The sequence below is a fragment of the Puniceicoccus vermicola genome (assembly GCF_014230055.1).
GTDB lineage: Bacteria > Verrucomicrobiota > Verrucomicrobiia > Opitutales > Puniceicoccaceae > Puniceicoccus > Puniceicoccus vermicola.
This window is the reverse complement of sequence record NZ_JACHVA010000101.1, coordinates 47,857-61,863: the sequence shown is the minus strand read 5'-3', so window position 1 is coordinate 61,863 and position 14,007 is coordinate 47,857. Positions and strand designations below refer to the sequence as shown.

General features: G+C 54.4%; 6 protein-coding genes. 2 read left to right on the top strand and 4 right to left on the bottom strand.

Going from position 1 to position 14,007, the window contains the following annotated elements; genetic code table 11:
- Positions 1-4: 4 nt before the first annotated feature.
- A complete protein-coding gene (locus tag H5P30_RS12525) occupies positions 5-766 on the bottom strand; it encodes a hypothetical protein (RefSeq protein WP_185693266.1) in 762 nt (253 codons plus the stop codon).
- A 29-nt stretch (positions 767-795) separates the two neighbouring features.
- Positions 796-4,188, bottom strand: a complete 3,393-nt coding sequence (locus H5P30_RS12520; RefSeq protein WP_185693265.1) for a hypothetical protein — start codon at positions 4,186-4,188, stop codon at positions 796-798.
- A 236-nt stretch (positions 4,189-4,424) separates the two neighbouring features.
- On the opposite strand from H5P30_RS12520, the gene H5P30_RS12515 reads away from it, so the two are divergent.
- Together H5P30_RS12515 and H5P30_RS12510 are read left to right on the top strand one after the other, a co-directional pair.
- The gene (locus tag H5P30_RS12515; protein ID WP_185693264.1) at positions 4,425-5,789 is read left to right on the top strand and encodes a sulfatase family protein; all 1,365 of its coding nucleotides are present in this window, start codon (positions 4,425-4,427) and stop codon (positions 5,787-5,789) included.
- A gap of 184 nt (positions 5,790-5,973) precedes the next feature.
- Entirely contained in the window at positions 5,974-7,335 is a 1,362-nt protein-coding gene (locus tag H5P30_RS12510) for an acetylxylan esterase (RefSeq protein ID WP_185693263.1), read from the top strand.
- A gap of 59 nt (positions 7,336-7,394) precedes the next feature.
- Here H5P30_RS12510 and H5P30_RS12505 read toward each other — a convergent pair whose 3' ends face one another.
- Both H5P30_RS12505 and H5P30_RS12500 read right to left on the bottom strand, forming a co-directional pair.
- Positions 7,395-9,737, bottom strand: a complete 2,343-nt coding sequence (locus H5P30_RS12505; protein ID WP_185693262.1) for a sialate O-acetylesterase — start codon at positions 9,735-9,737, stop codon at positions 7,395-7,397.
- 29 nt (positions 9,738-9,766) lie between these two features.
- Complete coding sequence (locus H5P30_RS12500; RefSeq protein ID WP_185693261.1) at positions 9,767-13,948, bottom strand: hypothetical protein; 4,182 nt, start codon at positions 13,946-13,948, stop codon at positions 9,767-9,769.
- Positions 13,949-14,007 lie beyond the last annotated feature (59 nt).

The window sequence follows — 14,007 nt, the reverse complement described above, 5'->3', positions numbered from 1 at the left end:
ACAGCTACCGACCGATTTTGATTCGCATCAGGTCAAAATGCTCCCGATTTCCGTCCCGGTTAAACACCAAAAACAAAGTATCCTCCGCATCCTCTCTAGGATATTTGCGACTGAGCTTTCGCTCCCACTTCCCTTCGGAATCCCGAGCGGCCACCAGGATCATCTCAAAATACGTGTCGACAATCTTCGAGTCGAGGACGACGGACTGCATCGGCTCCAACTGATAATGATCGACGCCCATGGTACAACCGATCGAATCGCTCGTTAAGTTATAAGCAAAATTGACCTTGTCTGCCCCATCCACTTCAGGGTACGGAACAGGCAGCAATCGATAGCTGCTCTCCCCCGTTCGAATGAGCAAGATAATGAACTTTTTCACCGCCGGATCCAAGGTGACCGACCCGATCGACTGAGGAGCCCCGTCCACGCCATCCCCCATATTTTTTGGGAGATAGAAATACAAAGTCCCAGGCCCCGAGTACGATTGTAACGCCGACAGTCGTCCAAGGCGCAATTCCACTTGTTCCGGATCCTCCAAGACTCCGTCCTCATCGACTCCACTGGCATATAAAAGGGGCAACTTGTATTTGTTTGCCTTGAGGATTCGTCCCGAGCCCAATTCTTCGGCTGCACTATATTCCTCAAAGTTTGCATGAGACTTTCCGGCAAACCCCGAGTAGGACGGCCACAAGTATACATAGAACGAGACCGACACCGAATCTGACTCGCTCTGCCCAGAGAGAACAGTCGTGATCCCCAAAGACATCAAAAAACAGCAAACCAGCGAAAAACCTCTCATATTTCCAAGTCCTCCAACCAACGAAGATCCACTACGACAAAGCGCCTGCCGAAACTCTCATTGAACGGGTTTAATGAATCGAGATCATCCTCAGGATCATTGCCAACGGAGTCCACAAATTCCGGCAATCGCTGCATCACCGCCTCACAAACTGCCGTCGATACTTTCGCGCCGGTTAAGGGGTCGGTTACTTCACCATACGCCCGCACCCGGAAGGTGTCAGACCGTGTGGTCAAAACACTTCCCAACCGGGCCAACAAATCGAACTGACTCAACCAACCCGGAAGATCTTCGCTCCGATCCCCCTCTTCAACTTCGGGAATGAGATCAGGGACTCCACTGTAGGAAGTTTGGGTCCCGGGAGAACGCAATTCGTCGTTTAGTTCTGCTTTCTCAATTGCCCGGCTCAGAAGGCCTTGGAGGCGGAAATCATCCACCGATTCTCCGGCCAACCGATTCGTGTGGTCCAGGTTGGGAGATCGATTCACAAACTCCGCCATACTGGCGAATGGACCCCGAAGTTTGATCTCCTCGACAATTTTCTCGGCAAGCGTATCGATCTCATCCGGCAACAATACACGATATCCATCATACGCACTGTCCGAATAATAGTTTTCGGACCCTGAATCAAATGCATCTCCAACCGGCCGGTCCACTCTCAACAGCGGCGACTCGGGATCCACCAGATCGGCCACCTCGGTCGTGCCATCACTCCGAATAACATCCTCGTAATAGTAGGAAGCCAGCAAGGCCTTCCAAGCGTCCACCGAGGTGCTATTCACATTGAAGGGTCCGTCGATCATCAGATTACCGGCAACCTCATCCATCGTCGCTGGCGGGGAAAGAGATTCTTTCAATACATATCGATCAAAACCGGGCTCGTACCCTCCCCCTTCGACCTCCAAAGTCGAGAAGAAGTACCGGTCCCAAAGACCTTCATTCAATTTGTAGGAATAGTCGTGGTGTACTCCCAGAAAGTTCATGTTCGGATTCGTGTATTGATATCGAGTCGTCCAGTTCACCTCAGTTTGATCCAGCGGGATCATCGGAGAAGCCCGACCGTTCCCGATTGCATAAGCAGGAAGCTGGTTTCCAAACCGGGCGTAGTCATAGGCATCGTACAACTTGAAATCCGTATTCTCATCAGGCGATCGAAATAGAGAGGCCTGAGACAGTTGTCCCAGCGAATGCAGCTCCCCTCGCTCGGGAGAAACCTGGAATAAAACACTTCGATAATTATTGTCACTTCCGACACTGACACTCTGATCATCTGCGGCAATATTGAACCCTTGCTGCATATGGTTGGAAATATCACCGCGAAGAAAATTTCCGGAAAAAGTAGGATTCGGCGACACTTTGTTAACCTGCGTTCCCTTGTTTCCTTTCTCAAATACGACGGGAATCGGCCCGTGATGCGCGGCTCTCGGATTGAAGTGCGCCAGCCACTTGTAGGAATCCGGTAAAGACCGCGCCCCAGACGAATTCCAAAAGGGAAGATTCACGACATAATTGTGGACCAATTTAAAACCCGCACCATAACTGAGATCCGTAATCGGACCGGTTCCCGGGGCTCTCTGCAATTGCACATAACCGGAATTCAAATCCCACTCGGGACCATTTCCCATGCGGACCATGGTCTGCAATAAATTCCCGGGGGCGACAGAATCCTTGTACAACTGCAAGCCCAACGCATTGTTGATCAATTTCACCACCAGTTGGTACGTAAACGGGTAAGTATCCGGATTGTCGTCATGCAAATCCTCGTCGTAGGCAAAATCTCTCCCCGTCAACGGGATCCTGAAGGCAAATCCCGGCCGAAACCCGGGTGAGAGCGTTGCTTGGGGATCGAGCAAATCGTACTCTTGAATAGGGCTGGTAGGAGTAAAAACAACCGCCTCCCCCGGCTCCAACTCCACCCCCTCCAATCGAAACTGTGCCGGATCGTTGAAAAAATGATCCCATTCCTCCTGAGTATCGAATGATACCGACCCGATGTGAAGGCTTCCACCGGAATCCGTAGTTAAACCCGCAGGATTCTCGTCGAGGCTCAACGAATAGGCCAATCCCTGCCATATTTTTTCAATGTAGGCGTCATCAATATCCCATGAAACGCCTTTGGGCACAATGGAAGCCGCTTCGACGACATAGTCCGAGGCCCCGATCGGAACGTTGTATGGATTCCAAAGCACCACAGCCGGCATCGCGTAGAGATCTAACTTTACCAAGCCATCTACGACTCGCCATCCGGGCACCATGTAAATCTGAAAAGCGGCAATCAGCGGAGAAATTCCCGCCTGCGTCTGCGTCTCCTCGCGCGGCAAAAGAGCACCCTCGCTATTTGTTGAGGTATTGACCCAAGAACGAACCTGATCCCAATCCGGTCCCCCAACATCCTCAAGAGGATTGGCTAGATCAGCCAAGGGGCCAAAAACCTGTCCGATCGGGAAGTCGGTCGTATCGAAAAGCGCTGTCGTCAGATCTTTTTTTAGCCCGCCGTCGATCGTATTGGCGAAAACACCATAGCTGTACGGGGTGACATCATGAAACCGCTGAGCAACGCTATCGACCGCCCCTTGTCCACCGGTTCGAATCGCCAAAAGGTTCCAACTGGGCTGATTCAAGACTCTGCCGACTTCCGTCAATTGGTTTGAATCGAACCAATCGAAACCATCGACCGCACCTACTCCAAAACGACTCGGCGATGAAGAATCGCTCACCACCGGAGAGGAACTCAGATTTACTTTCGCCTTTACCCCCTCATCGCCGACCCAGAAAGCGAAGCCGCCGCGAGATGCAATTTCCTCCAAGCCCACGGTAACCGGATTCGGCCCGGGTAAAATCTCCAGTGGATTCTGAAACGGTGTCGATCCAGTATCCGTATCTGCCTCAACAAACACATGATCATTCGAAAAACCCGAAACCAGCCAATGACGGAATGTTGTCATGGGATATCCCTCAGCATCGCGAGCCGCATCCCAAACCCCTGTCCATTGCTGACGATCCCGGTCCAAACCATCCACAATCAATGCTCCTGTGGTCTCATCCAAGTCGTCGCCATCATACGGGTCAGAGTCACGCCGTGCCGCCGTCGCCGTCACCCGCGTGTCGAGCCCCAGAGCCACCTGCGTGTCTCCCATGGCAACCTGAACTCCAAGAAGCGCATTCTGGCGGGCAAGAATGCGGTATTTCTGCTTCTCAGCCGTCGATATCTCCACACCGACCATCACGCTGACCGAAAAAAGAAGCAATACGATGAATGCCATCAACGAAAGAGCGATGACCAGAGCAAATCCAGGATTCTTTGACCCCAAGATCGTACCACCGCCACTATGGATCGCAGAACGATCCGCGCGGGCGACGGACAATCGACCTTTCCGGAAGTTTCTCATGGGGTATCGAGCAGAATCAAGGGGGGAGTTAGAGCTAAATAATCAACTGAGGTATTGATCAAGAGAGAACCATTATCTATCATATAATAGTAATAGCAAGAAAACTTCTCGCCGAGATGGCAACAATCTGATGTTCAACTCGAAATATTCTCTTCGAAACAAAGTCATTTGACCTACAAACCCCCGAAACTATCATATGGGATTTTCGTAAAATCGAAATAATCCCCCCGCGAACCATGCACAAAAAACAACCGAATATCCTCTACATTTTTGGAGATCACCTCAACCCAGTCGCCCTCAGTTGTGCGGGGAACTCCGATCTTGAGACGCCGAACATCGATCGACTGGCTCAACGCGGGGTCCGCTATACCAACGCCTACTGCACTCACCCTCTCTGCACCCCTTCCCGCGCCAGTATGATCACTGGCCGACTCCCCTCCCAGTTGGGAATTACGGGATTTGAGACGGATTGGAAGAAGGAAGATCTCCCGCCCACCTTGGGCCGTCTCCTTCGGGATCAGGGGAATTATCGCTGCGGATGGGGCGGGAAGTGGCATATTAGCGATCATTCGCTCGAAGATCTCGGTCCCCCGGAGCCCTCGGATCAAGACTTTGGCTTCGAACGGATTTGCGGGCTGGATGACAACCATCTCCCCGAGGCCTGCGCTCGCTTCCTGCAGGTCGATGATCCACGGCCATTCTTTCTAGTGGCCGGGTTCGACAACCCACACAACATTTGCGAGGCAGACCGAAACCAGCCACTCCCCTGGGGAGAAGTACAAGACGTGCCAGTCGACGAGTACCCGAACCTTCCCCAGAATTTCCGCCCTTCGACAGGCGAGCCTCAGGTCATTAGCCTGAGACGAGCCCAAGCTCAAAATCAGGCGGTCACCCCCTACTCCGAGGAACGCTGGCGCCGCTACCGCCATCAATTCTATCGGCTGATCGAGAAGGTAGATGCTCAGATCGGTCAGATTCTGGACGCACTGGACGAATCCGGACTCGCGGACGACACGGTGGTCATTCTTTCCAGCGATCACGGTGAGATGAACGCGGCCCACCAACTTTTCCACAAACAGGTGCTCTACGAAGAAAGTGTCGGCGTGCCGCTGATTGTGCGCGACCCGGCAGATACCCGCCGGGGTGTCACAGACGACCAGCTCGTATCGATTGGGTTCGACCTCCTTCCTACCTGCTGCGACTACGCAGGCGTTACGCCACCCGCAGGCCTTTGCGGAAGAAGCCTTCGCCATGAAGGCGTCGATTCTTCAAGCTCCGCCCGCGAGGTTCTCATAGCAGAAACGCGCTTGAACAACGCCTGCGAAGCACGGATGGTGCGCACACCACGCTTCAAATACATAGCACACCGCTGGGGAGAGAATAACGAACAGCTATTCGATCTGGAGGACGATCCCGGCGAGATGATCAATTTGGCCGTCGAGAAGCGTCATGCGAATACCCTCCAAAAGCACCGTGAACTCCTCGCCGAATGGTGTCGCTCCACGGGTGATGCCTATGCCAAACACTATACCCACCCCGGTCACGCCGCCGTCCCCGGCGTCGGCTGGGTCGAACTCAGCCCGGATCGCCTCAAAGTCTAGGAAACCTCTCCTCCCAGAACATCCTCCCGACGATCAAAGAACCCACCTCATGAAGGGAGCCACCGGGCCATTTTCCCCGATGGCTCTTTTCTACGGATAAACCTGCCAATACCCGATGCATTTCCTTCGATTCCTCCTCCTGTCACTCGCCTTATTGAGCCCCGCGAGCAGCTCGCTTCACTCCATGAATCTCAACCTCGCACGTCCCTGGAGCATCAAAGGCTCTCCCCCGCAAAACCCGAACCTCAGCTTTTTCTGTGCGGAATCGCCGAACTTTATCTTCGAACAGAATCCTCGGAAAGTGCGAATCTACTGTCAGGTGAATGTCAAAGCGATCTCGATGAGCTGGTCTCTCCACCTCAATCAGATCCGGAAAGAGTTCCGGACGGGCAAGGCCGAACCACTACCCGCCAATCTTTTTCTAATCGACATCGACACCCGCGATCTCCCTCCGGGTTTTTACGACCTCCGCATTGCGGTGGATACCGGGTTGAAGGAACCCGAAGAGGGAGTTTGCACATTCGGCATCGATCCGACCGAAATGCCGATGTCCAAGACTCGGCCCGACGATTTTTCCCGGTTCTGGGAAACGGCTCTCGACCAATCTGCGGAGATTCCCTTGGACCCTAGAATCGAAGACACTCCCCGAGTTTTCACTGCCGAGCAGATCGACGCCTACAACCGCGAATCCGCTAACCTTCCCGCTCGCTACGACCCGGGAGGAATTGTCTACGACAAAGTCGAATCCTACAAAATCAGTTTCAAGGGTCCCGAGGGAAAACGCGTGTACGGCTGGCTCGCCAAACCAGTCGGCGACGGTCCGTTTCCTGCCATGCTGGTCCTCCCCGGAGCCGGATTCGCCGCGCGCCCCCGCCCCCTTGAGCATGCCCGCCACGGCTACGTCGCTCTCGATATTCAAATTCATGGTCAAGACGTCGATCTGGAAAACTACGAAAAACTGGCTGGATACTATAAACGCGATCAGGTCTACGATCCGGTCGAAGCCAACTACTTTCACAACGTCTACCTCCGAGCCCAACGGGCGGTCGATCTCCTGGCCTCCCGACCCGACGTTCTTCCCGGAAAGCTCGCTGCAGTCGGGGGTAGCCAAGGCGGGCGGCTTTCCGTGATCGTCGCCGCATTGGATCCACGCGTAACCGCAATCGTCTCCTGTATCGCCAACTCCGGCAACGAACCCCATCTCCGGTGGGAAGAGGACTTGAATGAGGCGAAAACCACCCCGATTCCCGGGACGGACCCGATCGAAATGTTCACACCGCCTTCCGGGCTGGAAACGGCCCGAGGGCAATGCGTTGCCTACTACGATCCCATGAACTTCGCGCCCGACGTCGAATGTCCCGTCTTGATGAACGCAGGCTTAATCGATCCGATTTCTCCGGCCTACAGCGTCTGGGGAATCTACAATCGCCTTGGAACCGACGACAAGGAGATCGTTCCCCTAGCCGGCCTCGGCCATGACTGGTCCGCCGAATTCGACCGGCTCGCATGGCGCTGGCTCGACGAACAGTTCCAGCTCCGGCATTGATTTCAAAAGGGAGAGCGACCGCTTCGAAAAAGTCTCCCACCTGACCGCTTATTCTCTCCCTAATCCTTCTTAATCCAGTAGACACCCTCGGTTTCCATCGGCCAATCGTCGGTTCGAAAGACCGGCGCCGGCAATCCTGCCGCATTAACCAGATTGGTTCCCATGGGCTGATCTCCCCAAGAGTATCGAACCGCTACCGGATCCGTTACCTCCGGGCTGCTCACGAGGACGCTTTCCCCGTCAATTCGGGCTTCCGCCCAAAACCATTCGCGATCTTCTCCGGCGATCCAGAAGTTTCGCAGAGACTCTCCACCCGCAACCTCAAGACCTTCGGCATGATCGAAGAAGAGCCGAATCCGATCCCCCTCCACCTGATGTTCCCGGTAAACGGGACCGGAGTATTCCAGATCCATTCCATAAGTATTCGCCAGCGCAATGAGAGCCAAGCGATGCCCTACCGGCAACTTATTCGGATAGTGCACGTCGTCGCCGGGCTGCATCAAGTCATCGGTGACAGCCATCCCGGTATGGGGAACGGTGAGAGCCATCGCCTGCGCTTCCTTGATCTCCCCATGCCTGTAATCTCCGGGAGTTCCCTCAAAACGCTCTCCTTGCCCATAGGCGATCTGCACAAAATAGAATGGAAGATCGGGCTCACCCCAAAGTTCACGCCAATTTCGGATCATCGCCGGAAATCGATCCCGGTAAGCCTCGGCCATACTGCTGTCGCTCTCTCCTTGATACCAGATAATCCCTCGGACCGGAAAACGGGCCAATGGCTCGATCAACGCCTCAAACAAGTAGCCGGGATCGTTCTTCCGAGAGATCTCCAACTGAGGCTCGGGCATCTTCGGGGCTATTTTCCCTTGAGCCTTCGCCTTCTCGGACCGTTTCTGCCACTTTCGAATGTCACCGATATAGTCCTGAACATGGGTCAGCTCCGGCACTCGTTCGCGCTGGTTTGCATGAAGCCCCTCCAACATAGGACGAAAAGCTTCATGGTTTTCATGCAAGTCCATACTGGTCCAAGTCGAAATCACCGTTCCCCCGCGATTGACCATGACGATGCCCACGGGAACATCGAGTGCGCGATGCAGATCGGTGGCGAAAGCATACTGAATCGGCTTCCACTGCTTGATTGCCTTTTCATCGCCCTGAAAGTCTGCATCCGACCAACGATATCCTTCGATCAGAGGATCTCCGTCATCCGTTTCACATTGCTTCAAGGAAGTCACGCGGACATCCGGATAGTCCCCACGAGCCAACCATTCGTCGAAGTTCGGGCTGATGTCCATACGTCCTCCCATGTTCGACTGCCCCGAAGCCACCCAAACTTCACCGACCAGTACATCGTCATAGGTACGTTTCTCGTCACCGGCAGTAGCAACCAACTGCATGGGTGGGCCTCCGACACTCATGGGCTCCAAAATCACCTCCCACAGTCCATCGTCGTCGGCCACCGTTTCGGCACTTTGTCCGCCCAGAGAGATCTGCACCTTTTCACCGGCCGGAGCGACTCCCCATACCGGCAATGGCTTTCCCTGCTGGATCACCATTCCATCGCGAAAGACCCCCGCCAGACGGAATCCGTCTTGAACGATTCCATGCCCGCTTTTCTCCGCCGCGACGAAGTATCCGCCTTTCACATCCGATGGACGCAGTACCTCACCTTCGGCACGGACAACGATCGAATAGAGCCCCGGCTCCGGAAGGGTAAAAGCGACCTCTTTATGAATCGGTGTATCCGCCTTCGGGAACAACAGATTCCCGACCGGCGACAGTTCACCGGTAACTTCGTTCTGCACGTAAAACTCATAATCCAAGGGCCGTGTGGTTCCTCCGATCAGCTCGAGAGTTGTCGATTCTCCTGCCTCGACCAGACGGTCTGCACCCACCAAAGCACGAATACTTCCGGAAGCTTCTCCCGAAACCGGACGGAGCTCCAAAGCCGTCGGCAACATTCCGGGGAAACCTAAACGCTGAATGCGAAGCGCATGACTGCCCTTTTCCAGAAATAGGTTAGCCTCTTTATACCAAGTCGGATGGCCGGGAGGAGTTTCATTCACGTCGCTCCCATAAGAAACCCCGAGACGAATGACGGTTTCTCCATCAATGTATAGATCACGGGGCCACTCCGGAGGGCTCCCGGCAAGCCAAAGGGCATACCAACCGGTCCCAGGGACCTCGATGTCATACTCGACCCAACCACTGGCCTTGAACCGTTTCCCCTTTTCCGCGAGAAGCGCATCGATCTCCTCCGGTCGCCCTTCCAGGCCATGGCGGTCGAAAGACCATCCGTCACGGGAGATGATACCGTCTGCAACCGTATCTTCGCCCAGAGCCGATGATACGACAGCGATGAAGATGAAGCCGAATAGGGAGAGGAGTTTTTTTTGATTCATGGGTCGATAGGGAATTGTTAAAATCAGTTTCACTGCACCGACTCGGGGGTCGGTCCGATCCTCAGATCGCCGGTCTCGGTCATGCGAACCGTAAACCAACTGTGCATGGATCCCCCCTGGTTCTTAATCAGCAAGCGGTTCACACCGGGCTGTAGAGTCACCCGAACCGGACGCGGTTTCCATCCCGAATACCAATAGCCATGACGCTGGCTCAATTCCTCGCCCGCAGCGGGCCGCAAAAGTTCACCGTTAAAGTAGGCATTTGCCCACCAATCCGTCCCGATATAGAGAATAACCTCTTGCTCAACCGGACTTTCGATAAAGGTCTGGGCAAAAGCGATCGCGTTGCTGATAATACCTTCGCGGGGCGCAAAATTGACACCGTTGTCCTCGTTAAGAGCGATGATTTCTTCGGTTTGACTCCAAGTCACCGGTTTGCCTTTGAAGTCTACGTAGGTCGCATCGATGGAGGGATCTTTCTCGGGTCCGTATTCACGCTCCGCCCCTTGCCGGATCAACGGATCCTGAAATTCACGCCGACGCACGCTCGTATCCCAATAGCTTCCAAAATTCCCGACCGTCGACCATAGTGTCGTTGGCAGCGACTGCAACACGGGCTCCAACTGAACGGCGTAAACTCCGAAATCGACCGGAGCCGAAACCGTCAGATCCAGAGTGCCCGCTTCCAACTTCAACTCGCCGAAGACGCCCTTTTCCGGAAGACCGAACTCCGGAACCTCGAAAGACTTCGAGATTTCGCCTTCTGCCAGAGTGGCTTCCAGCGAGGTGGGCTCGGTCACCACATAGCCGAAACTGAGGCGGTAAAAACCATTCACCGGAACATCGAGCCTAAATGTAAGACTTCCGGCTTCGCTGCGGATGACCGGGGTATAGCTCCAGTCGGGATCAAAAACGGACGAATCCACCAGCTCTATTCCTTGCGTGGTTTCCAGATCTCCCAAAAGGTCCTCGGCATCGAGAAACGGACTATCCGGGTCGTATCGGCCTGCTACAGTCTGCTCCAGCAAATTCGGGTAACGGACGTGAACCACTCCCTCGGGAAACGAACCGAGATCATCATAGATCTTGATCATGGGGGCAGACGCCATCAGTGTCCGAGCCCTCCAGAATGCACCGTCCTCCAGAGCCTGCTCGGCAAGAGCCATCCGGCTTCGATATTCCTCGGCCGCGTCATCCTCCCGGTCTTCGATCTCAGCCCCGAGTTCTCTGATCGTCGCCAACCGATTTTCAAGCAGCACGATCTGCTCGGTCGGCACCGCGATATCCGCATCGACGATCTTCGCCTCATGAGGGGCTTTGAACGATTGCAGCGCATAAGGTTCTAATCGAACCACGAGCCGATCCATACGCAAAGGCAGCGGCTCACCCGTCCCCATGCGTTGCACGGACGCCGCGCCCGTCAGATTCAGTGTAATCGTCACCGGATAACGCTCGCGATTCACCATATAAAAAAGATAGCCTTCTTCATCCTCGCGCTCCCAGACCGCGACCGGATCCCGGGCGAATTCCACCGGTGTGAAGGATCGGCGCGGCAGGCTGGAGAACTCCGCCATCCACTCGGAGAAGAAATCACGGCGTCCGTGCAGAAGCGGATAGGCTCCTTGCCGGATCGCCATCGTATCCTGCTCGGCGAGAACCACCGAAAGCCGTTCAAGCAGATTTCTTCCCGCGGCGTCTGATCCAGTACAATAATGCGGACGACGCTTCAAGAGCATTCCCAGCTTTTCATACGGAAATTCCGTTCCCCACTCCTGATAGAATCCGCTGTGGGAAAAACTGGTGACCGCCCCGCCCCCGCTAGTTGAGTAAGTCGGATCCATAAAGACGTCATACGCCTCTTGATCCTCATAATAGGTGCGCGGTTTTCCGCGTCCGAAAAATCCTATCGGCATGATCGAAACTCCCGAATCCGGGCCGAGTGCATCCACGTCGATTCCCATTGATCGATAGCGTTCCGAAAGATTCTCCGAAAGACTTAGATTGTGAATCTGGTCACTCTCGGCTGAACCCGCCAAATAAAACACGGCATCGGGCTTCGCTTCTTGAATGCGCGCACCGAGACGTTTCAGGAAATCAGTCACACGACCGTTTCGCCACTCCATCCAATTTTCGATCATCGCTTCGGAAGTCAGAAAACGGTAACGCACCTCGTAACGTTCAGGGTCATCGACCTTCCCTGGAACTTGGATTCCGGTATCGGCTTCAAACTGTTCAATCGTCCAATCGGAATATCCCCAGTTGAGGCTCGAGAGCGCATAAAGCCCATCCCAGCGCCAGCTCATGAGACGACCGGCCAACCCGACGAATGACTCGGTATCTCCCAAAGTATCGGCGATTTCCCCGTATATCGCGATCATCTTGTCTTGCACCCGAGGATGAAGAATATTCCAGGTGGGCAAAATCCCCCCCTGCACCTCGGGATCGTAGCGATACCCCCACCAAGTGGTCGTGTAGAGGTCCTCCGGATTTTCGCCCCCCTCCAACATGGTCCGATCATTAAAATACTTCTGCCGGGCCAGAAAGATATCTCCCGCAAAGGCCATATCGTATTTTTCGCACAGCAACGCACTCAACCGAGGAGTGTTGTAGTGACTGATAAGATACCCTTCGAGCTCCTTCGAGGGATAGGTCGTGTTCTGATAAGCCGTGACCGACGGCCAAAAACCATTCATTCCGATATAGGAAGCCCACTCCATCACTCGGTTCAGTCCGATGAAATCCCTCACGGGCCCTTCCAGGTTCGGAGGTGTATTGAAATGATTGTGCCACCGTTCCGGCTCCTCCATGAAAAGTCCCATGAAACGTCCATCCGCTCCCCGCGTCTGGGCAGGCAACTGCTCCTGGATCTCATAAATCCGGATTCGTGCAGCGGCCGCACGCTTGCCGATACGAGAGGATGCAAGCCCGAGCACCATTTTCTCACCATTCGGCCAAGTGAAAAACGATTCCGTCAGCATCTCATTCGAAAGCGGAAGCGTGCCCCCCGTCTCATAGGCAAAAGCCCGCGGCGCGTAGCCGTTGGAAGGACCTTCCGGATTAAAGCTGTAGTATTCCACAAACGGGACACAGACGGACCGCCATGCATCGTCCGGGTGATCGATTTCGATCAAGTAGGCCTTGCCGGGCTCCGGGACGTCGAACTGGTAGGAAAATCCAGAGAAGTTGTTTTGAATATTTTTCGCCAACGGATTGGTCTCCGGCCCCATCCCATTTCCCGACTCGCGATAACGACCCGCCTCGGTCTCGCTAATCCGAGTCGCCCCATTTGCCTCCCAGTAGTTGACGTTCAGTTCGACCGGTTCGCCATTGATCGTGTTGGTGATGCAGTCGATGTCGTAGAGAAGCTTCTTTTTGGCATTGGCCGAGATGGGGGCCGATCGGTTTTCCGTATCGATGACAAAGTAGGGACCTTCGATGAACTCTTGGTGGGTAAGATACGTATCACCCGTTTTGGCCAGCAGCTGGAAAACCCCTTCTTCCGGCGTCGGAATCTCCAGGACTTGGGTCTCAAACCGATTCGACTCCGCGAAATCGAGCTCTCCAACCCGTTCTTGCTCGCCGGTCTCCATGTTCGCCCGGTAAATTTCGTATTGCGATGCATCTCCCCACCCGGATGTAACTTTCAACTTCAAAGGTTCGCCCAATCGCAGTTCCCGGTAACCCTCTACCCGAACATAAATACGATCTTGGGGCGCATCCTGGGAAGCGCGCTCCAAGGACCATTGGCGAGGCAACCCTTTCGGGAATCCCATGCGTCCATAACGCGCCAAACGAATCGTATGTTCTCCCGCCTCCAGCGGAAGATTCACCTCTTTCGCCCATCCATCGACCGTCAGATCCTTCAATGGAATACCCTGAAGCTCGGCCGCACTCTTGACGCTTTCGCTGAAAGTCATGGCCATTCGCTCTCCATCGACTAGAATTTCCCGCGCAAAAAACGGCATCTCCTGAAAAGAAAGAACATACCAACCCGGCTCCGTAATCGTGACATCGAATTCGACCCAACCGGAGGCAGGGATCGCCCCTTCACCGATATCCTCTTTGCCTAGCTGCCAAATCAGATCACCCCGATCGTAGTCAAGAACCGCACCCCCCATCGGCCCTTCCGATATGTCTTGACCCCACGACAACTGGATAAGCAAGGAATATACGAAAAGCGAGAAGGCAAAGATGGAGCAGTAGGACTTCATAGTAAATAGGGAACTAAGGGATTTGAATCCATCACCGGCTAAGATCCATGCGAGGCAAC

Bases quoted from the DNA above. Each gene is read 5' to 3' on its own strand.
- H5P30_RS12525 (WP_185693266.1), bottom strand. From the start codon at position 766: ATGTCTTTGGGGATCACGACTGTTCTCTCTGGGCAGAGCGAGTCAGAT.
- H5P30_RS12510 (WP_185693263.1), top strand. From the start codon at position 5,974: ATGAATCTCAACCTCGCACGTCCCTGGAGCATCAAAGGCTCTCCCCCG.
- H5P30_RS12500 (WP_185693261.1), bottom strand. From the start codon at position 13,948: ATGAAGTCCTACTGCTCCATCTTTGCCTTCTCGCTTTTCGTATATTCC.
- H5P30_RS12505 (WP_185693262.1), bottom strand. From the start codon at position 9,737: ATGAATCAAAAAAAACTCCTCTCCCTATTCGGCTTCATCTTCATCGCT.
- H5P30_RS12520 (WP_185693265.1), bottom strand. From the start codon at position 4,188: ATGAGAAACTTCCGGAAAGGTCGATTGTCCGTCGCCCGCGCGGATCGT.
- H5P30_RS12515 (WP_185693264.1), top strand. From the start codon at position 4,425: ATGCACAAAAAACAACCGAATATCCTCTACATTTTTGGAGATCACCTC.